Origin of the sequence: Butyricicoccus porcorum, from assembly GCF_002157465.1 — a bacterium.
In the GTDB taxonomy this organism is placed as follows: domain Bacteria; phylum Bacillota; class Clostridia; order Oscillospirales; family Butyricicoccaceae; genus Butyricicoccus_A; species Butyricicoccus_A porcorum.
The window spans coordinates 84033-106577 of record NZ_NHOC01000002.1 but is presented as its reverse complement, the minus strand read 5'-3'; the positions used below and the strand labels follow the sequence as shown (position 1 = coordinate 106577).

19 protein-coding genes and 1 riboswitch are annotated in these 22545 nt (G+C 53.7%); of the genes, 13 read left to right on the top strand and 6 right to left on the bottom strand.

Going from position 1 to position 22545, the window contains the following annotated elements; genetic code table 11:
* Nucleotides 1-81: 81 nt before the first annotated feature.
* The 3 genes from CBW42_RS01910 to CBW42_RS01900 form a co-directional block, all read right to left on the bottom strand.
* Nucleotides 82-915 (bottom strand): purine-nucleoside phosphorylase, encoded by an 834-nt coding sequence (locus tag CBW42_RS01910; RefSeq protein WP_087017201.1) that lies wholly within the window; start codon nucleotides 913-915, stop codon nucleotides 82-84.
* 51 nt (nucleotides 916-966) lie between these two features.
* Nucleotides 967-2130: a YibE/F family protein gene (locus CBW42_RS01905; protein WP_087017199.1), complete on the bottom strand. Its 1164-nt coding sequence runs from the start codon at nucleotides 2128-2130 to the stop codon at nucleotides 967-969.
* A 76-nt stretch (nucleotides 2131-2206) separates the two neighbouring features.
* On the bottom strand, nucleotides 2207-4336 hold the full coding sequence (locus CBW42_RS01900; RefSeq protein ID WP_087017198.1) for an S-layer homology domain-containing protein: 2130 nt from the start codon (nucleotides 4334-4336) through the stop codon (nucleotides 2207-2209).
* A gap of 396 nt (nucleotides 4337-4732) precedes the next feature.
* Here CBW42_RS01900 and CBW42_RS01895 point away from each other — a divergent pair, with 396 nt between their 5' ends.
* Nucleotides 4733-6883 (top strand): Tex family protein, encoded by a 2151-nt coding sequence (locus CBW42_RS01895; protein WP_087017195.1) that lies wholly within the window; start codon nucleotides 4733-4735, stop codon nucleotides 6881-6883.
* A 63-nt stretch (nucleotides 6884-6946) separates the two neighbouring features.
* Here the strand turns inward: CBW42_RS01895 and CBW42_RS01890 are convergent, their stop codons facing one another.
* Entirely contained in the window at nucleotides 6947-8395 is a 1449-nt protein-coding gene (locus CBW42_RS01890) for an alanine/glycine:cation symporter family protein (RefSeq protein WP_087017194.1), read from the bottom strand.
* A gap of 75 nt (nucleotides 8396-8470) precedes the next feature.
* A riboswitch (glycine riboswitch) is annotated at nucleotides 8471-8579 on the bottom strand.
* A gap of 205 nt (nucleotides 8580-8784) precedes the next feature.
* On the opposite strand from CBW42_RS01890, the gene CBW42_RS01885 reads away from it, so the two are divergent.
* The 8 genes from CBW42_RS01885 to CBW42_RS01850 all read left to right on the top strand — a co-directional run bounded on the left by CBW42_RS01885 (nucleotide 8785) and on the right by CBW42_RS01850 (nucleotide 16723).
* On the top strand, nucleotides 8785-10029 hold the full coding sequence (locus CBW42_RS01885) for a sensor histidine kinase (protein WP_165761011.1): 1245 nt from the start codon (nucleotides 8785-8787) through the stop codon (nucleotides 10027-10029).
* Entirely contained in the window at nucleotides 10022-10888 is an 867-nt protein-coding gene (locus tag CBW42_RS01880; protein ID WP_087017191.1) for a response regulator, read from the top strand. Before CBW42_RS01885 ends, CBW42_RS01880 begins: the two co-directional genes overlap by 8 nt.
* 186 nt (nucleotides 10889-11074) lie before the next feature.
* A complete protein-coding gene (locus CBW42_RS01875) occupies nucleotides 11075-12106 on the top strand; it encodes an acetolactate synthase large subunit family protein (RefSeq protein WP_165761010.1) in 1032 nt (343 codons plus the stop codon).
* Between the two features lie 275 nt (nucleotides 12107-12381).
* Nucleotides 12382-13230 carry an SDR family oxidoreductase gene (locus CBW42_RS01870; RefSeq protein ID WP_087017187.1) on the top strand — a complete coding sequence of 283 codons (849 nt, stop codon included), beginning with the start codon at nucleotides 12382-12384 and terminating at the stop codon, nucleotides 13228-13230.
* A gap of 14 nt (nucleotides 13231-13244) precedes the next feature.
* Nucleotides 13245-14534 carry a dicarboxylate/amino acid:cation symporter gene (locus CBW42_RS01865; RefSeq protein ID WP_087017185.1) on the top strand — a complete coding sequence of 430 codons (1290 nt, stop codon included), beginning with the start codon at nucleotides 13245-13247 and terminating at the stop codon, nucleotides 14532-14534.
* A 30-nt stretch (nucleotides 14535-14564) separates the two neighbouring features.
* Complete coding sequence (locus tag CBW42_RS01860; protein WP_087017183.1) at nucleotides 14565-15311, top strand: sulfite exporter TauE/SafE family protein; 747 nt, start codon at nucleotides 14565-14567, stop codon at nucleotides 15309-15311.
* A gap of 28 nt (nucleotides 15312-15339) precedes the next feature.
* Nucleotides 15340-16218, top strand: a complete 879-nt coding sequence (locus CBW42_RS01855) for a transporter substrate-binding domain-containing protein (RefSeq protein ID WP_165761009.1) — start codon at nucleotides 15340-15342, stop codon at nucleotides 16216-16218.
* A 322-nt stretch (nucleotides 16219-16540) separates the two neighbouring features.
* Nucleotides 16541-16723, top strand: coding sequence for a hypothetical protein (locus tag CBW42_RS01850; RefSeq protein ID WP_087017179.1), 183 nt, complete (start codon nucleotides 16541-16543; stop codon nucleotides 16721-16723).
* 100 nt (nucleotides 16724-16823) lie between these two features.
* On the opposite strand, the gene hisB is transcribed toward CBW42_RS01850, so the two are convergent.
* Entirely contained in the window at nucleotides 16824-17411 is a 588-nt protein-coding gene (gene hisB, locus CBW42_RS01845; protein ID WP_087017177.1) for an imidazoleglycerol-phosphate dehydratase HisB, read from the bottom strand.
* 73 nt (nucleotides 17412-17484) lie between these two features.
* The gene (locus tag CBW42_RS01840) at nucleotides 17485-17778 is read right to left on the bottom strand and encodes a hypothetical protein (protein ID WP_087017175.1); all 294 of its coding nucleotides are present in this window, start codon (nucleotides 17776-17778) and stop codon (nucleotides 17485-17487) included.
* 341 nt (nucleotides 17779-18119) lie between these two features.
* Between CBW42_RS01840 and CBW42_RS01835 the strand changes: the two genes are divergently transcribed.
* From CBW42_RS01835 to CBW42_RS01820, 4 genes are all read left to right on the top strand, one after another.
* Complete coding sequence (locus tag CBW42_RS01835; protein ID WP_087017173.1) at nucleotides 18120-18707, top strand: TetR/AcrR family transcriptional regulator; 588 nt, start codon at nucleotides 18120-18122, stop codon at nucleotides 18705-18707.
* A gap of 156 nt (nucleotides 18708-18863) precedes the next feature.
* Nucleotides 18864-20393, top strand: coding sequence for a sodium/proline symporter (locus tag CBW42_RS01830; protein WP_087017171.1), 1530 nt, complete (start codon nucleotides 18864-18866; stop codon nucleotides 20391-20393).
* 349 nt (nucleotides 20394-20742) lie between these two features.
* A complete protein-coding gene (locus CBW42_RS01825; protein WP_087017169.1) occupies nucleotides 20743-21531 on the top strand; it encodes a sporulation initiation factor Spo0A C-terminal domain-containing protein in 789 nt (262 codons plus the stop codon).
* Nucleotides 21532-21687: 156 nt separating this feature from the next.
* Nucleotides 21688-22512 (top strand): L,D-transpeptidase family protein, encoded by an 825-nt coding sequence (locus CBW42_RS01820; RefSeq protein WP_087017168.1) that lies wholly within the window; start codon nucleotides 21688-21690, stop codon nucleotides 22510-22512.
* Nucleotides 22513-22545 lie beyond the last annotated feature (33 nt).

The window sequence follows — 22545 nt, the reverse complement described above, 5'->3', positions numbered from 1 at the left end:
CTTGCCCCCCTTTCTCAGCGCGGTAACCCTCCCGCGCGAAAAAAGCGCATCTGTCCGGCCGGACAGATGCGCTTTCCCTTTTTATATACTCTGTGCAATCGCCACAATGGATTTCCAGACGAGCGCTTCAAAGCGCGGGGCAGCCAGATCTGCATTCTGCTGCACCTCTTCGTGCAGCAGCGGGCCGCCGGTCATGCCCGCCGCCATGTTGGAGACACAGGAAATGCCGCACACGCGCATGCCCATATGCCGCGCCGCAATGACCTCGCAGGCCGTGCTCATGCCGACGGCATCTGCACCGAGCGCGCGTGCCATACGGATCTCCGCAGGCGTTTCAAACTGGGGGCCTGGCAGCTGGAGATACACTCCCTCCTGAAGCGGAATGCCTTCCTTTACCGCCACCGTGCGGATGATCGCGCGCAGGGCAGGATCATAGGCGTCCGTCATGTCCGGGAAACGCGTCCCCAACTCGTCAATATTCGCACCGCGCAGTGGTGACGGAATAAACGAGGAGATCTGGTCGGAAATCAGCATCAGATCGCCCGCATGGAAGTGCTCACAGATTCCGCCGGAGGCATTGGTCACCATCAGGATTTCCGCTCCCATCAGCTTCATCAGGCGGATCGGCAGCACGACATCCGGGATGTCATAGCCCTCATAGTAATGCACTCGTCCCTGCATGACAACGACAGGGACTGCATCGACATAGCCAAATACATAGCGCCCCTTATGCCCTTCAACCGTCGAGGTCGGGAAGCCCTCTATGGCACTGTAATCCACCGTCTGCACCACACGGATGCGGTCGGCAAAATTGCCCAGCCCTGTGCCGAGCATCAGTGCCAGCCGGGGCTGAAAGTCCGTCACTGTCCGCAGGCTGTCATAGCATTTCATCAGTTTTTCATAGGTTGGATTCATGGCTGTCCACATCCTTTCACTGATAACAGTATACCACGTTTCGGGCAATTGTTACAGTGTTTTCCCATTCCCGGCGCTGCTTTTCCGCGCTGCCCGGACAATCATCCACGCACCGATCAGCGACACAAACGGAACGGTCAGCACAACACCCATACTCGCAGATATCCCCTGCATGATCTCAATGGCGATGTCATACATGTTCATCAGCTGCATACGTGAATATCCATAGGCGTAAAACAGCACAATTGTGTTGATGGAACCGCCGGTAAATGCCAGAATCAGTGTGTTGGACATCGTACCCATCATGTCGTGTCCGACCGTCATGCCGGAGCGGAACAGCTGCCTGGTGTCCAGCTGCGGGTTTTTGTCGTGCAGTTCCTGTAAGGTCGACGCAATCGACATACTCACATCCATGACGGCTCCCAGTGCGGCGATCAGGATGCCTGCAAACATCAGCTGTCCGACCTGAATATCCAGCTGCTCCTGAATATAGATCAAGCTTTCGATATCGGAGACATTGTACCCACTGACCCGTGCAAGCTTGCCGAAGAGATACGCCAGCAGACCGGCTACCAGCACGCCCATCACCGTGCCGAGCACAGATGCCGTCGCCTTGACTGTAAAGCCGCCGACCAGATACATCGTGACCAGCGTGGTGGCAATGACAACAGCAATCGCCGCGATAACCGGCGAATAGCCGCGATAGACCATCGGCAGGAAAAACCAGAAAATACACAGGAACGTAAACGCCAGTCCGAGTACGGAATACAGGCCGCGTCGTCCGCCGATCAGAATAATCGTCAGCAGAAACAGTGCAATCATGCCGAGCAGCGCGGGCTCACGGTAATAGCCGTATACCGATCCGACGAGCTCACCGTCCGATTCACTGACAATGGCGACAACCTTCAGATTGGGCGTACAATGCGTGCCGTACAGATAAGCGGACGAGCTTTGCGCCTGTATGTGCTCTCCCTGATGCGCACCCGACAGAAGTTCCAGTTCAACCGTCTGATCGCCGATATACACGCCTCCTGACTGCTGGTTGTCCTCGATGACTTCGATCACGCGTGCCTTTACAAATTCACGCCCTTCGTTCTCCATCAGCGGATGCCTGTCCACCAGTGAAGCGGTATACAGCCCGATACAAACGACGGCCATGACGGCAAGCGCCGCCAGGCGCTTCCAAAATCCTTTTTGTATTTTTCTACTGTTCATATTTGCTCCATAAAAAGTTGCCGGAGAACCGCAGTTCTCCGGCTTTTTCTGATCTATCGGTAAGAGAGGAGTTATTTTACTTTACTGCTTCGCAAAAGCGCATCATAATCTGTGCGACCTGTGCGCGCGTCGCATTGCTCCGCGGCGACAGCGTAGTCGTGCCGGTGCCAGTCATAATGCCGCTGGCTGCCGCCCAGCTGACAGCATCCTTCGCCCAGTCAGATACACGGTTTGCGTCGGTGTACTTGCTGAGGTCTGCGCGTGCAGACGTATCCTTGCCCATCTTCTCCGCAACCTTCTTCATCAGTGCAGCTGCCTGCTCACGGGTTACGCTGGCATTCGGGGAGAATTTACCGTCGCCTGTGCCGGCTGCAATGCCGTTCTGCTCTGCCCACTTGACGGCATCACAATACCAGTCATCCGTCTTCACATCGGTGAATGCCATCTCGCCGCTGACCTCCGGCTTGCCGGCCATGCTGTACAGTACCTGTACAAACATTCCACGGGACATCGTGATATCCGGACCGAAGGTGGTCTCACTCATACCGCTGAACAGCTTGTTCTGGTATGCATTTACAACGGCATCATAGTACCATGCATCCTTGCTGACATCGGTGAACGGGATCGCATCCTCATCGGTCTTGACGATCGTAAACGTGTCGTCAATTGCCTCGTCGTTATCGGTGCGGTACGTATTGATGGTAAAGCTGTCATCATCGATGTCAATGACCGAATAGGTCGGAACATCCTCCTGCCAGCGGTTTGCAATATAGGTCTGCATACGCGGAACAAGGTCATAATACTTACTGCCGGACGAGGAGTTTGCCGTCATATACAGAATGCCTTCCGGATTGACAGCCGTATTGCCTTCGGTTTCCTGTACAGCATCCTTGTCCATGACTGCATCGAGGTAGGCAAGATATGCCTGCTCTGCCGGATCCGTGGTTGTCGGGATGATATTGCCCGGTGCAACCGTGCGCGTTTCCGGATTTTCGCCCGCATCCATATCCTTATCCAGCATATCACCGAACTCATCGTTGGTATACTCGGTTGTCTTCACGCCGCCCTTGAGGATTTCAGAACGGGAATAGGCGTGGTCATGACCGGTCAGGACAACGTCAATGTCATTTTCCTCGAAGTACGGGACGAGCTGATAGCGCAGATTGGTGATTTCCGGCTCATTGGAATGCTCTGCGGAACCGTAAATATCCTGATGGAGCGTAACAATGCGCCACTTTGCATCCGGACATGCCGCAACAGCCTGCTCAATAAACTGCTTGTGCTCCGCAACATTGGTGTTCTGTGTATTCAGCATGAGGAACAGCGCATTGCCATAGGTGTAGTAATAGTCGCCGCCGGCAATGCCGTTCGAGCCGAGCTCACTGTTGTTTGCGGTGTTGAAATGATAGGTATAATTCGGGTTATCCGCATCATGGTTGCCAACCGTTGTGGCAACCGGCGTGGAATCCAGCACTTCCGGGCACAGATAACCGGTATACTCGATTTCGCTGTTGGTTGCGTCCTTGTTCGGTGCCTTTTTCTTGGTCGTCTGGATCTGGTCACCTGCGGACAGGACAAAGCTTGCATCCGTGTCGCGTGCCAGTGCCTTTTCCAGCGTATTGTTCCAGTTGAACGAGTCGTTGCAGACAGATGCAGACTGTGCCTCATAGAACTCCGCCGTATCCGTGCCCTTCAGCTCATTGGACGAGCCGATCTGCGGATCGCCGACATAGATAAAGGAAAATCCGTCGCTGCTGTCCTGTACCTCGAATGCCACCGGCTCAGCATCGCCAATCTGGTAATAATAGGTGCCCGGTGTCAGGTCAGAGGCCGTCGCCTTGCACACATAATACTGCGTGCCCGCCTTATCCGTCGGACCCTCAGTTCCCTCGATGGTCACTTCTTGTACGGACTGCGTCATCGCTTCATCAGCCGCAACACGGAATGCCACGTTCTGTGTCTTGGAGTACCAGGCAAAATTCATTTTTGTCTGATCTGCACCAGGAGAAAGGGATACCTGAGTCCAGTCGTTCTTTATGGTCTCCCACTGCTCCTGCCACTGTGCATATACGCCATTTGCACCCGCATCCGTATCCGCTGCATTGGTATGTCCGTCCGGTGCTGCCGCCGCGAGGGACGGAACCGCACAGCCTGCCGCCATGACACCAGTCATCGCGAGTGCGGCAATCTGTTTCTTTACGCTCAAAACTGTCACTCCTGTTCCAAAAACAATTCGATTTTCTTCTCACATTTTTCAATTCTGAACCGATTCAAGCGCAGTATATCACTGCATTTTTGCAAATTCAACGCATTTTACAAACATTTTAACCATCTATTACAAACATCTTAGTTTCCCCCGAAGATATGATATTTTATTTACATTGATGCGGATTTGGGTTCCCTTTCCCGCAAAATTTGAGTATACTAAAAGCAGCAGCCGGACGATAGGCAAATTCCACACGCAAGGGAACAAAAAAAAGAGTAACCATTGCGGAAATCAACTACTTTACCAAAGAAAACCTACCATTTCCATTAGAAAAACAAAATTTATTCTGCGAAAGGCGGAGGATTGTTCTGATTCCCCGCCGGAAGAGGACACCCTATGAATATTCCCGAACGAATTGCACAGGAACTGAATTTAAATGTCAATCATGTACAAAATGTCATTGCCCTGCTCGATGAGGGCAATACCGTGCCGTTTATTGCGCGCTACCGCAAGGAAATGCACGGCACAATGGATGACCAGGTCATCCGCCAGCTCGCCGACCGCCTCGCATATCTGCGCGGGCTGGAAACACGCAAGGAGGATGTCCTGCGTGCCATCGAGGAGCAGGGCAAACTGACCGGTGCATTGCGCACCGCCATTGAAAAAGCGGCGACATTGACCGAAGTGGAAGATTTATACCTCCCCTTTCGTCCCAAACGCCGCACCCGCGCATCCATTGCGCGCGAAAAAGGACTCGAACCACTTGCAGAAGCGCTCAAAAAAGGCACAGACCTGTCCGCCGAACAGCTGACCGCACCTTATGTCAATGCAGAATCCGGTGTGGATACCGCACGCGATGCACTGGACGGGGCGCTGGACATCCTCGCAGAAGACTGCTCGGTGGATGCCGCTCTGCGTGCCCATCTGCGCGCACTGCTGCGCGCCACCGGCGAACTGACCGCCGAAGGCAAGGATGCACAGGATACGGTCTATGCGCAATACAGCAGCTTCTGCAGCTCGGTGCGCCGTCTGCAAAGCCACCAGATTCTGGCGCTCAACCGCGGTGAACGGGAAAAAGTTTTGAAAATCGACATCACCTGCGACGAAGACGCCGCCGAACAGCTGATTGCACGCGCGGTCTACCGCAAGCCGCATCCATACGAAGCCGAGCTGTCCGCCATGTGCGCGGATGCCTGGAAGCGCCTGCTGTTCCCCTCGCTCAGCCGCGAGCTGCGCAAGGAGTTGACAGACGATGCAAATGAGAAGGCCATTGCGACCTTCGCGCTCAACCTCCGCCCGCTGCTCATGCAGCCGCCAATCAAGAACAAAGTCGTGCTCGGCTTTGATCCCGCCTATCGCACCGGCTGCAAGCTGGCCGTTGTCGATCCCACCGGTGCCGTACTCGACACCGCAGTCATCTATCCCACCCCGCCGCACAACAAGACGGAAGAATCCATGAAGAAACTGACGGCGCTCTGCAAAAAGCACGGTGTCACCTGTGTCGCACTTGGAAACGGCACGGCAAGCCGCGAATCTGAGCAGTTTTTGACCGATTTTATCCGTGAAAGCGGTTTGCCGATTTCCTACATGGTCGTCAGCGAAGCGGGGGCATCGGTCTATTCCGCCTCTAAGCTGGGTGCACAGGAATTTCCGGATTTCGACGTTTCCCTGCGCTCAGCGGTGTCCATTGCACGCCGCCTACAGGATCCGCTCGCAGAGCTGGTCAAAATTGATCCGAAGGCCATCGGCATCGGACAATATCAGCATGATATGCCGCAGGCGCGGTTGTCCCAGACGCTCGACGGCGTAGTAGAGGACTGTGTCAATGCGGTCGGCGTTGATCTCAATACGGCTTCCCCGTCCCTTCTGGAGCATATTTCCGGCATCTCTCCCGCAATTGCCAAAAATATCGCCGCATACCGCGAGGAAAACGGCGCATTTTCCTCCCGCAAACAGCTGCTCAAGGTTGCCAAGCTCGGCCCGAAGGCATTTGAACAGTGTGCAGGTTTCCTGCGTGTTGCCGAGAGCGCAGAGATGCTCGACAGCACGGCAGTCCATCCGGAGTCTTATCCGGCGGCAAAGCTGCTGCTGACGCTGTGTGGCTATACAGAAGACGATGTGCGTGCACGCAGGCTGGCTGATCTCGGCAAACGCATCAAATCAGTAGGAAAAGCGACGCTCGCGGAGCGCTGTGGTGTCGGCGTGCCGACGCTGACCGACATCGCCGCCGAGCTGCAAAAACCGGGGCGCGATCCGCGCGATGAGCTGCCCGCACCGCTGCTGCGCAGCGCAGATGTCATGACGCTTGAACAGCTCAAGCCCGGCATGGAAGTGGTCGGTACGGTGCGCAATGTCTGTGATTTTGGCGCATTTGTCGATATCGGTGTACATGAGGACGGACTGGTACACATCTCCCAGCTTTCCAATCAATTTGTCAAGCACCCGTCGCATGTGGTCCGTGTGGGCGATGTCGTCAAGGCAGTCGTCCTCTCGGTCGATCCCGCAAAAAAACGCATCGGACTGTCGATGAAACAAGTAAAGCAATAACGCAGGCATATAAAACGGGCGGAACCCGCAGGTTCCGCCCGTTTGCTTTCGGCTCTCTATATATTATTTGTTCATCGCACGGCGCGACTGCTCGTTCAGATCTCCACTGCGCAGGCGGTCGAAATAGGAGCGCGTCTCGCGCACAATAACACCACTCAGCGACAACAGTGCAATCAGGTTCGGCAGTGCCATCAGGCCGTTGAAGATGTCTGCAATGTTCCAGACCGCCTCAATCGTCATGTAAGGGCCAATAAATACCGCAAGAATATACAGCCAGCGATAAACCAGAATCGAACGCCTGCTGCCGCCAGACAGGTATTCGAGGCAGCGTTCGCCGTAATAATCCCAGCCCAGAATCGTCGTAAAGGCGAAGAATACCAGGCACAGCATGAGCACACCGGAGGTCACCCAGCCCGGCAGGAACGGCAGGCCGTTGTCAAACGCATAGCTCGTGACCAATGCGCCGTCCAGACCCGGTACATTCCATGCACCGGTGATAACGATGGTCAGTCCGGTCATGGTGCAGATGATGATAGTATCAATAAACGTGCCAGTCATGGAAACGAGTCCCTGACGGACAGGCTCCTTTGTCTGTGCAGCAGCTGCCGCGATCGGCGCGGAGCCGAGGCCCGCCTCGTTGGAGAAAATGCCGCGCGCAATGCCCTTCTGCATCGCAACAGTCAGCGAACCGACTGCGCCGCCGGTAACGGCTGCCGGGTTGAACGCACCCTTGACAATCTGTACCAGTGCGCCCGGGATGCTCTTATAATTATAGACAAGCAGAATCAGGCAGAACACGATGTACAGCACCGCCATAAACGGCACAATAACCTGCGATACGCTCGCAATGCGGCGGATGCCGCCCAGCAGAACCAGCGCCACGCAGATGGTCAGCAGCACACCTGCGACAATCGTCGCATAGCTGTAGTCGTTGCCGAACAGCGAAACTGTGTGCACCGCATTCGGGTCAAACAGATTGGTTACGGCAGTTGCAATGGAGTTGACCTGTGTAAACGTACCGATGCCAAACAGACCGACACACATGCCGAAAAAGGCAAACAGGCACGCAAGCCACTTCCATTTTTTGCCCATGCCGCGTTCGATGTAATAGAATGGGCCGCCGAGTGCATGGCCGTCTTTGTCGACCGTGCGATAGTAGACCGCGAGTAAACCCTCGGCGTACTTGGTTGCCATGCCGAAGAACGCCGCCAGCCACATCCAGAACAGCGCGCCGGGGCCGCCGGTTACCAGCGCCGTTGCAACGCCGGCAATGTTGCCGGTGCCGATGGTCGCAGAAAGTGCGGTACACAGCGCGCCGAAGCTCGTGACCTCACCCTCGCCGCCTTCCTCGTTTTTCACCATATACCGCAGCGCCCGCGGCAGATGCCGCATCTGAAGCAGGCCCAGACGGCAGGTCAGATAAATACCGGTCACCAGGATGAGGACGATCAGAGGAAGTCCCCACACCCAGCCGTCAATGATCTTGATTCCCTCATTGATCTGTGCAAACATTTGATTTCATTCCTCCATTTTTGTAAAAAATAAAAGTCGAAACGATTTGTTTCGACTCTTGGAGAAAAGACAAAGATATTGTGCTCTGTCCTTTTGCCTGAGAGATCGGCGGCATCTGCCGCCTTACACCTTCGGCGTTCAGAGAGAAATACGTTTCCCCTTGAAGCTCTCCAGAGCAGCAGGCACGTTCCTGGCCTGCTGTCGAATTACAATGATACCACATACTTCTTTCTTTGACAATATCTAATTAAAAAATGGCAGAATATTCCCATATTTTTCCTACATGTGTGCGGCTTCTTTCCTGCTTCAGGAAAGCAAATGCGTTTACCTTCCTGCGAAAATGTGATACACTGAGGAAAAATTCCCCACACAAAGGAGCCCTTGTCCCCATGAAATCCCATTGGAAACTCTATGTCCTGTATGCGCTGATTGTCGCAGTACTCGGTCAGATCTATATCTGTCCGTCACCCGACTCCGTGTTTGTTGTATCGGCAGGCGTGATCTGTCTGGAGCTGGTTCTGCTCCACGGGACAGACATCCACCCGTTTGCCTTTACCGTTACCTCCGGTGTGATGACCGCTGTCCTGCGCGCACTGCTTGTGCTCGTCTCCGGCGGCAACGTCCTCCAGAGCCTGTATTCCACCTTTACTTTTTATTTTGTCTTTGCCGTGCTCGTGCAGGTATCCCGCCTCATGCAGCTGCCGCAATCCAGAACACTGTTCAAAATCGCAGTGATGTGCTGCTTCGACGCAGTCAGCAATACCGTCGAACTTCTCCTGCTCCGGCAGCTGTCAGTCCGGGGCGTACAGCTGATCCTGCTGACCGCACTGACGCGCGCGCTGCTCATCTGGGTCATGCATGTGTTCTACTCCCGCCAGACACTCTATATCGTACAGGAAGAGCATCAGAAGCGCTATGCGCGCCTGAACCAGCTCGCTGCCAGCATCCATTCAGAGGTGTTTTTTCTTTCACAGACCTCAGACGACCTGGAGGCTCTGGTGCGCGATGGCTATGCCATGTATGAAACTGCAGAAGACCCGCAGGTTTCACAAAACGCACTCGCGCTGTCCAACCGCGCGCACAAAATCCGAAAGGACTGTGACCGTGTCATCAGCGGGCTGCAAACACTGACGGATGACATCGAGCATGAGCACACGCTGCATCTGCACGATATCTTCCGTATCTTACAGGACAACACGGTGCGCGGGCAGGAAATGGCCGACAAAAATATCAGCATCTCCTTTTCCTGCACGGGCGATGCTGAAATTGAGCAATATTTTAGTATTTTTACCATTTTGAACAACCTGATTTCCAATTCTGTCGATGCCTGCGGCACAAACGGGCACATTGACGTTCATGCGGAGGCATCGGAAGACACATTGACACTGACGGTATCCGACAACGGCAGCGGCATTGAAGAAGACCTCATCCCGTTGCTGTTCCACCCGGGCTTCTCCACCAAATTTGATCCCCAAACCGGCGAAGCCGCCAGCGGGATCGGCCTGTGCCATGTCAAAAATGCGGTTGACCGGATGGGCGGCACAATTGATGTCACCTCCGGTGAAACTACGATATTCACCATCCGGCTTCCGCTCGCGCACAGCTGGGAAAAGGGGGCGGTAACACATGGATAAAACCTTCCTGATTATCGATGACGACCCCGCTGTGTGCAAAATGCTCGAGCTGCTCATCCGCAGCAACGGACTCGGACGCGTTGTGTGTGTCCTGCACAGCGGCGAAAGTGCGGTGGGAGAAGTTCTGTTCTATCAACCGGACATCGTCCTGCTCGACATGGTACTGCCGGTCACCGGCGGCGTCACCATTGTGCGCCAGCTGGTTTCCTCCGGCTTTGCCGGAAAATGTGTCATGCTGTCGCAGATCAGTGACCGACAAATGATTTCCCGCGCCTATGAGGCGGGCATCCTGTTCTTCCTCAACAAGCCAATCAATGCCATCGAAGTGGTCAGCGTGCTGCGCTCCGCGATGGAGCTTGTCCACCTCAAACAGACGATGAACACCATCCGCAGTACGGTTCTCTCCGTGCCGGATGAATCACAGAACCCCCAGCCGCTGTCCATTGAAGCACAGCTGAGCGATATTTTCCGCGATCTCGGCCTGATCGGCACGGCGGGCATTGAGGATATTCAAGCGGTACTGCTCAAAATCATCGCACACAGGCGCGAATCGCGCGAACCATACCAGTTAAAAGAAATCTACAGCGCCGTGTGCCAGTCGCGCGGCAAGGACAGCGACGCGGCACAGCGCGCGCTGGAGCAGCGAATCCGCCGCACCATCCAGAAATCGCTGTCCACCATCGCGCAAATCGGCTGCGCGGATTATTATGACAGCGTGTTTACGGAATATGCCGCACTGCTGTTCGATTTCCGCCAGGTACAGCAGGAAATGAAGCACATCCGCAGCCCGCGCGAGGAGCAGGGCAAAATCAACACAAAAAAGTTTATGGAAGGCATTCTCTCCCGCATCACCGTGTAATCCTTTCTACCTCTTTCGTATGATAATTGACATATTTTCCGCATAATGTAAATTTTAAAGCGCGATTTTTGTGCAACTTTCCCGCTATTTTTCTGTATAGGTTGCTGTCGTTTTCTGTAGGTCGGATCTATACTGATAACAGAAGGAATTGAGATCAATCAGAGAAAGAGGATGAGATAGATGAGTATGATGGAATTATGGATGAACAAGAGCAATCAGACCCTGCCTGCACTGTCTGCGGAACAGACTGCTGTCATGGAACAGCTGGCCTCCCGCCTGACCGGTGCCAGCTATGACAGAAACCTGTTCTCCCTTTCCGTGCGTTTTTCCGCAGAGGCCGCCGCACACATCAACGCCGCACAGCATCCGGTCATCGTCGCGGGCTATTCGTCTGTGCGTGCACAGGCAGGTGACGCGCTGTCTCGTCTGGCAGAGGATGTGCATATTCCTGTCATCTATACCGACAAGGCAAAGGGCATCATCCCGTGTGACCACCGCTATGCCGTCTGCACGCTGGGTGCTTCGGAGGAGTGCCAGAAGCTGATCGACAGCGCCGACTTCATCCTCGCGCTGGACACCGCCGCAGAGCTGTGGGAACTGCATGCTTCCTGCCCGGTGATGTATCTGGAAAACACGCAGGAGGAAACCTCCTGCACGCTGGTCGAAGCACTCGGACGCATCCGCAGCCTGTGCCATCAGAAATCCTTTCCGAACACAGCCGTACACACCGGCGAAGAGCTGTTCCGCCGCGATATGGCGTTTGGCCGCAATCTGGCGTTCCCGATGTGCCCGGAAAAGGTACTGTTTGATGTGCGCTACTGCCTTGCACTCGATGACATCCTGATTACCGACGCGAGCGCCGCAGAGGATCATGTCATGAGCTATTATGACTGCTATCAGCCGGAAACCTGCCTGTTTACCCGTTCACACGGCACTGCTGTCATCGGCGCAGCTGCCGCAAAGCTGGCAAAGCCGGACAAACACGTGCTCGCTGTCACCGATCCCGCCGGCCTGAGCCGCAGCGATTTCGACATGATGCAGCAGCTGAACGCACCGGCTGCCGTACTGGTACTCTATCGTCCGGAGCAGACTCCCGAGCTCAGCGGCTTCGGTGTTCCGGTTCTCTCCGTTTCCAGCGCGGTTCAGCTGATCCCGTCGCTCCAGCGTGCACTGCGCTCCGACCGTCCGTGCATCATCAGCTGTCCGGCCAATATCTGATCATTGAAGTCTTCGCTCTTTATCCGGGCGCATACGGTGCTTTTCCGCTCTGTATGTGCCCTGTGTATTTCTCCGGTATATCCGCCTTTCCTGTTCAGGCGGATGTTACCATTTGTATTTTCCCCGTCGTTTTTTGTCGGTTGGTGTCGTTTTGGTTTATACTAAACTACAGAAAAGCAAGGCGCCTTGGTTCCATGCACGTCAATTGACGGAAGCCGGGCGCTTTTTTGCACTCAATTTGCGAAAAATCCCTCTCAGAGAAAGGAGCAACTCCCATGTCAAAAAACTGGATTTGGATCACAGGTGCTGACGGACACGTCGGCTCTGCGCTCAAGAAGCTGCTGCCCGGCAACGGCTACCATCTTCTGTGTACCAACCAGACCGACGTCGATGTCACGCATGCGGCAGATGTCCAGCTGTACGCCGACATGAATCGTCCTGTGGCAATCATCAACTGCGCCGCACTGTCCAACCCGGCGCTGTGTGAGCAAAACCCGGAGCAGGCATACAATGTCAATGCGCTCGGTGCGCGCAACCTCGCCGTTGCCGCCAACCGCGTCGGTGCCTGCCTCATTCAGATGTCTACCGACGATGTATTCGGCAATCAAGGCACCACACCGTACAACGAATTTGACCCGATGCCTGTGCCAAATTCTATCTACGGCAAATCCAAGCTCGCCGGCGAACGATACGTCAGTTATTTGTGCGCACGCCATATCATCATCCGCTCCTCGTGGGTGTACGGCACCGGTTCCGACTTCGTGGATACCTTCCTGCGCGCAGGCGATGAGCTCAAGGTCGCCAACAATGAAATTGCCGTCCCGACCAGTGCAAAGGAACTGGCAAAGGTCATTCTTTCGCTGCTCGGTTCATCCAATTACGGTACATATCATGCCGTCTGCACCGGCGGCCCGGTTACCCGCTATGAATACGCGGAAATGCTCAAAAAGCTGACCGGAAAGGATATTCATCTGGTGCCGGTTCTCGGTGACGGCTCGGAACGCCCGTCGTATTCCGTCCTCGACAACATGATGCTGCGCATCAGCGGCATGGAAGAGCCGAAGGACTGGAAGGAAGCTCTCTCGGAGTTCCTGACGGAATGCGGCTTTCACCCTACCCTGTGAGTTAGGAGGTACTAATGAAAAAAGAAAAGAAAAAGCTCGGTCTTACGACTAAAATCTTTATCGCACTGATTCTCGGCTGCCTGTGCGGCATCATTATGCACTATTTTGTGCCGGAGGGCTATGTGCGCGATACCATCATTGTAAACGGCGTCTTCTATGTTGTGGGCAACGGCTTCCTGCGTCTGATGAAGATGCTCGTTGTCCCGCTGGTTTTCTGCTCGCTGATCTGCGGCAGTATGGCGATGGGCGACACCAAGAGTCTCGGCAAGGTCGGCATTAAAACCCTGCTGTTCTATCTGCTGACCACTGCACTGGCAATCTCTGTCGCACTCGGCGTCGCAAATATCATCAATCCGGGCATCGGTCTGGATACCTCAGCCATCCAGGCGCAGGAAACCTCTGTTGCAGAGTCCACCGGCGTCGCGGACACGCTGCTCAACATCATTCCGGAAAACCCGGTCGCATCGCTCGCCAACGGCACGATGCTTCAGATCATCTTCTTTGCCCTGTTTGTCGGCATTCTGCTGGCAAAGCTGGGTGACCGCGCAAACCTCGTGAGCAATTTTGTCTCGCAGTGCAATGATATCATGATGGAAATGACCTCTGCGGTCATGTATGTCGCACCGATCGGTGTCTTCTGTCTGATTGCAAAGACCTTCTCCGGCATCGGCTTCAGTGCGTTTGTTCCGCTGCTCAAATATATGATCGGCGTCCTGCTTGCTCTGGCAATCCAGTGCCTTGTCGTATACCAGGGTCTGCTCAAGATCACGACCGGACTCAATCCGTTGGTATTCCTCAAGAAATTCTTCCCTGTCATGGCGTTCGCCTTCTCGACAGCGACCTCCAACGCGACCATTCCGCTGTCCACCGAGACGCTGGATGTCAAGCTGGGCGTATCGCGCAAGATCAGCTCATTCACCATCCCGCTCGGTGCGACCATCAACATGGACGGCACTGCCATCATGCAGGGCGTTGCGGTTGTCTTTGCCGCACAGGCGTTCGGCATTGACCTGTCCGGCGCGGACTATCTGACCGTCATTCTGACCGCAACACTCGCGTCCGTCGGCACCGCAGGCGTCCCGGGTGTCGGCCTTGTCACACTGTCCATGGTATTCGCTTCCGTCGGCCTGCCGGTCGAAGCAATCGGCCTGATTATGGGCATCGACCGCATCCTCGATATGACACGTACCGCTGTTAACATCACGGGCGACGCCGTCTGCACGACCATCATCGCACACCAGAGCGGTCTGGTCGACCGCGAGCGTTTTTATGCCACGGTTCAGTCGGATGACGACGCAGCATAACACAAAAATTTCAAGACACAAAGGACGATTATGACACTCATTCCATTTCTCATCGTTTGCCCGCTCACCTTCCTCGCCGGCCTGGTCGATTCCATCGCCGGCGGGGGCGGACTGATTTCACTCCCGGCCTTTCTGTTCGCCGGGCTTCCCATGCACACTGCCATCGCAACAAACAAGCTGTCTTCTTCCGTCGGCACGACGGTTTCCACGGCGCGTTACTGCAAAAATGGCTTTTTTGACCGCAGGATTGCCCTGCCGAGCATTGTTCTCGCGCTCGCGGGCTCGACGCTCGGCGCCCGGCTCGTGCTGCTTGTCGATGACACCTATCTGCGCTGGCTGTTGATCGCTGTCCTGCCGATCGTGGCCATCCTTGTCTTTCTGGACAAGGGGGATGGCCATGCGAACCCGGATTTCCCGGCTTCGCGGCGCATGGCAATCTCCTGCATCGCCGCGCTCGTCATCGGCATGTACGACGGCTTTTATGGGCCGGGCACCGGCACCTTCCTGCTGCTCGCGCTGACCAAATGTGCACATATGGACGTGCGCACGGCCTCCGGCAACGTCAAGCTCATCAATCTGTCGTCCAATATTGCAGCTCTGGCGACCTTCCTGTTCAGCGGGGCGGTCAATATTGCGCTCGGTCTGGCAGGCGCGGCCTTTTGTCTGGTCGGGCACTACATGGGCTCCGGCCTCGTTATGAAAAACGGAAATAAGATTGTCAAACCGATCATTATCGTCGTTCTGGTTCTTCTGTTCCTGAAAATCATCCTCGGATAATTCCCACTCTCCTCAGGAGGTGTTCCTTTTGAAAAAACATTTTGCCCTGCTGGGCGCGCTGCTCCTGTCGGTCTCCGCACTGGCCGGCTGCGGCACTTCTGCCCCACAAAACGGAAGCGGTACGGCTTCCTCTTCCTCTGAGCCGACGGCAACGCTGGATGACCTGAAAGAGCGCGGCTGCATCAATGTCGCGGTCAAAACCGATGTCCCGAACTTCGGCTATCAGAATGAAGATGGCAGCTTTGAGGGCCTGGAGGTTGACATTGCCTATGAGCTCGCCGCATCGCTGTTTGACGTCGAGCCGGAACAGGCAAAAGAGGACGGTCTGGTCAACTTCATCGGTGTCACCTATGACGAGCGCGGCAAGGTGCTCGACGATGGCACAGCGGATTTCACCATTGCGACATTCTCCATCACAGAGGAACGCAAAACGCAGTGGAACTTCACCACACCGTATTATACCGATTCCCTCGGCCTGATGGTAGAAAAAGCCGTGACCGATTCCAATTCCCTCGGCACCCAAGCCATTACCTCCATCAGCAAGCTGGACGGCAAGATCATCGGTGTCGCGCGCAACACCACGACACGCGCTGACCTGCTCGCCTACCTTGACCGCAATGGCCTCGACATCACACCGCAGTTTATGGAGTTCGGCAGCTATGACGCACTGAAACAGGCACTGGATGCCGGTACCATCGACGTATTTTCCGTCGACCGCAGCATCCTGTATGGCTACGTGGACAATAAAACCACCATCCTGCCGGACAAATTCGCCTATCAAAATTACGGCATCGCGACGGCAAAGGCAAACACCGAGCTTGCGGAATTTGCACAGCAGACGCTGGACGAAATTTCGCAGGACAGTACGCTTTCCGAATTGATCCGCAGCCGGAATATCGACAGCTGACAACCAAACAGAGCAGAAAAGCGCATCCGCAACTCCGCCGGATGCGCTTTTTTCTGCGCTGTACACGGACAGTTGTACGCACCGCGCAGAGTATTTTCGACCAGATTGTCTATATTGTCCATGTTGCGCCTTTATTTTGATTATTTTTTAGTTATATCGCTGCTTTTGACAATGTGACCAAACAGACATCTGTAAAGGATACCCAATTCACTATCAAAAGCATTTGTTTTTTCATACAATTCGTAACATGACATTTCCCGAAAAAAGTCGTATGATAGGCACATACCAAGCAGGTACAAACTGTAACAAGGAGGTGTGTTCCATGGGAATGTTAAGTGAAATCCATCAGGTCTCGAAGTCCGGTTCGGTCGAACAGCTCAAATCTCTTCTGGAGGACAGGCAGATGTATTCGTCCGACTTTCTGACCTCTCACAGCGCCGGTTCGGCTGCCCGCCACGAGGAAGAACTTGCTCTGGCGATGATTTCCCTTGCAGCACGCCACTAACCAGTAAAAGCTTCCTACTCTCTGCTCACACACATATAAAAAGAGGCATGTTCGGATCGAACATGTCTCTTGCTATTTTCAAAGGATTCTGTATCCTGTTTTACAGTGTGCCCTTGGTCGAAAGGACGTCTGTGATGCGCTCGTCATACATCGTTGCCGTATCCAGCGCCTTTGCAAATGCCTTGAACATGGCTTCCATGATATGGTGATTGTTGGAGCCGTAGAGAACCTTGATATGCAGGTTCATCGCGCCCGCATACGACACCGCATAGAAAAACTCCCGCGCCATCTCGGTATCCATATCGCCACAGCGGTCTGCGGTAAATTCCGCATCAAAGACAAGGTACGGCCGGCCGGACAGGTCGACGGCACACAATACCAGTGCCTCATCCATCGGCAGGATGCACGAGCCATACCTGCGGATGCCCTTTTTATCGCCCGCCGCCTCGCGGATTGCGTTGCCCAGCACGATGCCGGTATCTTCAATTGTATGGTGGCAGTCCACCTCCAGGTCTCCGTCGACGTGCAGGTTTACATCAAAAAGCCCGTGCCGCGCAAAGCCGTTCATCATGTGGTCAAAGAAGCCCACACCGCTGTGAATATCTGCTTTTCCGGTGCCGTCCAGATTCAAATCCAGCCGGATTTTGGTTTCATTTGTATTTCTTTCGATGCTGCTGGTTCGTGCCATAGCTTTTTTCCTCCTGAATGGTATCAACTGATACCATTATAGCAAGCTGCGGCACACCGCGCAATGGCGAATGTCAGACCGGGAAACCAGTCAGCGCGAAAACCTCCGATCCTACGGTCACATCGAGGTCCAACACGCCGTCGGAAATCTCTCCGTTCGCATGGAACGGCATCTCCTGCTGCCGGAACCAGATCGTTCCGCCGAAATCCCGCATATCACCGTCCATCGACCCGTCCGTGATGTTTGAACCGCGCCCCATGATCGTGATATGTCCGGAAACGCCGTCATCCGTCTGGCACAGGTCAAGCGAACCCGGCAGCAGACCGCTCGGACTGTCAAAGAAAATATGATATCGTTCCTGTTTCAATCTTGCTCACTCCTTCAATGCAACAGGGAGATGATCGTGTCTCCCTGCCTTGCCCCGGCAGTTCTTTTTTGAAACACATAGAGCTCTAGTTGTCTTGCAAAAACCGCCAAAATATTCCCATCATTTTCCCATTTCTGCCAGTCTGTCGAATGATATTACCCCTCTGTATCCGATTATGAATCTATCATACTTTTTTCTAACCGGTTCGTCAACGAACTATTTGTAAACAATTTATCAAAATCCTTCCACAAAATTATGAACAGAAAAAATCCTCTTGTCTATGGCATGCAATACGTTTTATAATACTCTTATCCTATCACACAAAAGAGGTGGATTCCAGTATGGCAAAAAAAGACGCCAGAAATACCAAAGGACGCATTGTTGACGCTGCCTGGGCGCTGTTTTATGAGCAGGGCTATGATGAAACAACCATAGACGATATTGTAGAACGCTCTGAAACTTCCAAGGGTTCCTTTTACCATTATTTTGACAGCAAGGATGCACTGCTCTCCTCGCTCTCCTATTTGTTCGATGCAAAATATGAACAGCTGATGGAGGAAATTGACCCGGAAATGGACAGCTTTGACAAGCTGATGTACCTCAACCACGAGCTTTTCCTCATGATTGAGAACAGTATCCCGATGGATCTGCTCGCGCGCATGTATTCTTCCCAGCTGGTGACGTTCGGAGAGCGTCACCTGCTCAATCAGGGACGCACCTATTACCGTGTTCTGCGCAAAATCGTCATCGAAGGGCAGAAACGCGGGCAGCTGCGCAGCGATGTATCCGTCAATGAAATCGTGAAAGCTTATGCCATGTGTGAACGCGCGATGATCTACGACTGGTGTATCTGCAATGGAGATTATTCTCTTTATCAATACTCCGGTACAACACTTCCTATGTTTTTACAATCGTATCGCTGCGGATAATAGCCAATATTCTGTCTAAATCCCCGATATAATATGTATATTTCTTTTTAGATTACAATATTCAGTACAAACTATATTCTAGTATTCAGTTCATATTTTCGATTATTTTCCCCTGTGCTACAATAACCAATATCACATGATAAAAAGGAGCTATCAATGTTTATGTCATCCACCATCTGTATCATCATTGCCATTGTGCTCTATCTGGGAATGATGCTTTACGTCGGATACGCCTGTTCCAAGCGCAACAGCAACGTTGACGACTTTTATCTGGGCGGACGCAAGCTCGGCCCGATTGTCACCGCAATGAGCGCCGAGGCGTCCGATATGAGCAGCTGGCTGCTGATGGGTCTGCCGGGCGTCGCCTATGCCACCGGCATTGCGGACGCCGCATGGACGGCAATCGGTCTTGCCATCGGCACCTATCTCAACTGGCTGATCGTTGCCCGCCGCATCCGCGTGTATTCGCACACCACGGGTTCCATCACTCTCCCGGACTTTTTCTCCAACCGCTATGGTGACAAAAAGCACCTGCTGTCTTCCGTCGCTGCGGTTATTATCATTATTTTCTTTATCCCGTACACGGCATCCGGCTTTGCCGCCTGCGGCAAGCTGTTCAACTCGCTGTTCGGCATCGATTACATGCTGGCTATGCTGGTCAGTGCGGCAATCATCGTCGGCTATTGTGCGCTCGGCGGCTTTCTTGCGGCCAGCACCACCGACCTGATTCAATCCATCGTCATGACAATTGCGCTGTTTATTGTCATCTGTTTCGGCATTTCCTCGGCTGGCAGCTGGGATGCCGTTGTCGACAACGCCAAAGCACTGCCGGGCTATCTGAGCCTGACTGAAATCTATGATCCGTCGGCCGGCACCTCGTCTTCCTACAGTGCGCTGACCATCGTTTCCACGCTGGCATGGGGTCTCGGCTACTTCGGCATGCCGCATGTCCTGCTCCGCTTTATGGCGACAGAAGATGAAGACAAACTCAAGACCTCCCGCCGCATCGCAACCATCTGGGTTGTCATTTCCATGAGTGTAGCCGTCTTGATCGGCATTGTCGGCCTCTCCATGAGCAAGGCAGGCGTTCTGCCGATGCTGGAGGATTCCGAGACCATTATCATCAAGATCGCACATGTTATCAGCCAGCATGGCATCATTCCGGCTCTCATCGCAGGTATCATCCTGTCCGGTATTCTGGCTTCCACCATGTCTACCTCGGACTCGCAGCTGCTGGCTGCCGCATCCAGCGTATCACAGAACATCATTCGTGACCTGTTCGGCGTCAAGATGTCCGAAAAGAAGAGCATGAACACCGCACGCGTGACGGTTATTCTCATCGCAATTGTTGCGGTCTTCCTCGCACGCAACCCGAACAGCTCGGTCTTTAAGATCGTTTCGTTCGCCTGGGCGGGCTTCGGTGCCACCTTCGGCCCAGTCGTCCTGCTCGCCCTGTTCTGGAAGCGTTCCAACCAGTGGGGTGCACTGGCAGGCATGATTGCCGGCGGCGTCATGGTGTTTGTCTGGAAGTTCGGCATCGCAACGCTCGGTGGTGTCTTTGCGATCTACGAGCTGCTGCCCGCATTTGTCATTGCCTGCATTGTCAATGTTGTGGTCAGCCTGTTGACACCGGCTCCGTCCAGCGAAGTTACCGATACCTTTGATGCTGTCGCTGCAAAAATGTAATTTCATTTCACATCAACATATGAGCAGATCTCCCCGCAGCACTGTATGGAGGTCTGCTTTTTTTCTTTCTTTCCGCACTTATTGTCGAATATTGGCGAATTATTTTATTGGAGTGTTACACAAATGTGTCGTCCCTGAGATTTTCGTGTCAAATTTGTTTCTGTTTTGGTTGTTTTTCTGTTTTTTTCGTTTCAAATAGAACAGCAATTTTCGACATTCTGTGTTGAATGCTGTCGAACCGGCTTGTTGGCGCCTGTTTTTTTCTATGTTTTTGTGAATTTTCCGCATTGTGAAGCATGGCGCGCTATTGTATACTATCTATAGCTTTTCGATATAAGGAGAGATTCATATGATACATATTACTCAGGTCATGATCGCAGACGGTGACACAGAATTTACGCACCTGCTCTGCCGGGCGCTGCGCGCTGCGGAAGGCTTTGCGGTCTCCGGGATCTATCAGACTGCCACCGGCCTGGAGAATATTGTGCGCGAAACGAATCCGGATGTCCTGCTGCTTGATCTGATGCTGCCCGATGCACTCACTGCCCTGCGCGAACTGGATGGGCTTTCTGAGCGTCAACGTCCCTGCATTTTTGTCCTGTCCTCCTTCGTTTCCGCAGAGATTTCTGCGGAATGCGACCGGCTCGGCATCAATTTCTTTCTGCGAAAGCCGGTTTCCATAGCCTCTCTCATTGATATTCTCTCCCGCTATGGCGCGGCAGCACGGCTATCTGCACCCCATGCCAGTGAAGCGCCGACACAATACGATATCGTCCTTCAGATCCGGCATCTGCTCGGTGACCTCCAGTTTCCGGCGCATGTCATGGGCTATCGCTATCTCCGCGACAGTATTCTGATGACAATCGAAGATCCCTCTGTTGCGGACTCCGTGACCAAGCTGCTGTATCCTGCCATCGCCAAAAAATACAACACCACCTGGACGAGTGTGGAACGCGATATGCGCAACGCCGTATCCATTGCATGGAATCGCTGCGGCAGCTCGTTCCCCGGTTACAGCTTTTCCCGCCGTCCGGCAAACCGTGAGCTGATCCTGACACTTGCTGACCGGATTCGCTATGAACTGCACCTCGATCTGTGCGCAGATGTCCCTTCCCCGCATGACGGTATTTTCAGCTAATGCCGTAGATTTTGCATATTTTGACGCTGATTTGCACGAATCAGCGTCTTTTTTTGTAGATTATCACCCATTTACGCCATTGACGTTCTCCCTCTTTACCTTTATAATAAATAACATGTGGGCTTTCTCGTATGATGATTGGAGAATAAAATTACAATGAAGAATCGAAAAAACGCTGTTTCAAAGTTCAGATTTGCACTGCTCACCGCCATCTGTGCCATCTCAGTAACCTCGGCGGCAGTGCTCAGTCAGGCCGTCTTCCGCGCTGACGATGACCAGGCGACAGACGCTGTTTTCAGCGAACAAAATGTAGGAGAGACTGTAGATTTGACCGACGCAATTGCCGAAGTGGAAAAGCAGGAGGAAGCTGAGCAAAAGAAAGCGGCCGAAGCAGCTGCTGCCGAAAAGGCAAAGCAGACGCAGGTACAGGAAATTGATGGCGCGAAATTCACCGTGCATCAGGAACTGCCGATTGTAGAACCGTCGCTGACGCCTGAACAGGCACAGGACGTTTCCATTGTTGTGCATAAAGCAGATCACCTGCTGACCGTGTACAACGGTGAGAGTGTGATTGCTCAGTATTCCGTCGGTCTCGGCAGCGCATCCGCAGAGGGTGCAAAAGAAAAAGAAGGCGACAAACGCACGCCAGAGGGTGAATATTACATCTGCGTGCTCAACAACCAGAGCAGGTTCTACCTCTCGCTCGGCCTGTCCTATCCGAATGCAAACGACGCCGCACGCGGCCTCAAATCCGGCCTGATTACGCAGCAGCAGTATGACAGCATCATGGCTTCCCTCGCCGCCGGCGAGCAGCCGGACTGGTACACCCCTCTGGGCGGACAGATCATGGTCCATGGCCAGAAGGGCAACCTCGGCGGACAGACCGACTGGACAACCGGATGTGTCGCCGTCAACAACAAGGTCATGGACATCCTCTGGAAGTACTGCAAGGTGGGTACAAAGGTCACCATCTTACCATAACAGAACCACAATCACCGGTTGTATTTTTTTGAC

Excerpts from the sequence above, each read along its gene's own strand:
- CBW42_RS01910 (WP_087017201.1), bottom strand. The coding sequence starts at position 915 with ATGAATCCAACCTATGAAAAACTGATGAAATGCTATGACAGCCTGCGG.
- CBW42_RS01905 (WP_087017199.1), bottom strand. The coding sequence starts at position 2,130 with ATGAACAGTAGAAAAATACAAAAAGGATTTTGGAAGCGCCTGGCGGCG.
- CBW42_RS01895 (WP_087017195.1), top strand. The coding sequence starts at position 4,733 with ATGAATATTCCCGAACGAATTGCACAGGAACTGAATTTAAATGTCAAT.
- CBW42_RS01890 (WP_087017194.1), bottom strand. The coding sequence starts at position 8,395 with ATGTTTGCACAGATCAATGAGGGAATCAAGATCATTGACGGCTGGGTG.
- CBW42_RS01885 (WP_165761011.1), top strand. The coding sequence starts at position 8,785 with ATGAAATCCCATTGGAAACTCTATGTCCTGTATGCGCTGATTGTCGCA.
- CBW42_RS01880 (WP_087017191.1), top strand. The coding sequence starts at position 10,022 with ATGGATAAAACCTTCCTGATTATCGATGACGACCCCGCTGTGTGCAAA.
- CBW42_RS01875 (WP_165761010.1), top strand. The coding sequence starts at position 11,075 with ATGATGGAATTATGGATGAACAAGAGCAATCAGACCCTGCCTGCACTG.
- CBW42_RS01870 (WP_087017187.1), top strand. The coding sequence starts at position 12,382 with ATGTCAAAAAACTGGATTTGGATCACAGGTGCTGACGGACACGTCGGC.
- CBW42_RS01865 (WP_087017185.1), top strand. The coding sequence starts at position 13,245 with ATGAAAAAAGAAAAGAAAAAGCTCGGTCTTACGACTAAAATCTTTATC.
- CBW42_RS01860 (WP_087017183.1), top strand. The coding sequence starts at position 14,565 with ATGACACTCATTCCATTTCTCATCGTTTGCCCGCTCACCTTCCTCGCC.
- CBW42_RS01850 (WP_087017179.1), top strand. The coding sequence starts at position 16,541 with ATGGGAATGTTAAGTGAAATCCATCAGGTCTCGAAGTCCGGTTCGGTC.
- hisB (WP_087017177.1), bottom strand. The coding sequence starts at position 17,411 with ATGGCACGAACCAGCAGCATCGAAAGAAATACAAATGAAACCAAAATC.
- CBW42_RS01835 (WP_087017173.1), top strand. The coding sequence starts at position 18,120 with ATGGCAAAAAAAGACGCCAGAAATACCAAAGGACGCATTGTTGACGCT.
- CBW42_RS01830 (WP_087017171.1), top strand. The coding sequence starts at position 18,864 with ATGTTTATGTCATCCACCATCTGTATCATCATTGCCATTGTGCTCTAT.
- CBW42_RS01825 (WP_087017169.1), top strand. The coding sequence starts at position 20,743 with ATGATACATATTACTCAGGTCATGATCGCAGACGGTGACACAGAATTT.
- CBW42_RS01820 (WP_087017168.1), top strand. The coding sequence starts at position 21,688 with ATGAAGAATCGAAAAAACGCTGTTTCAAAGTTCAGATTTGCACTGCTC.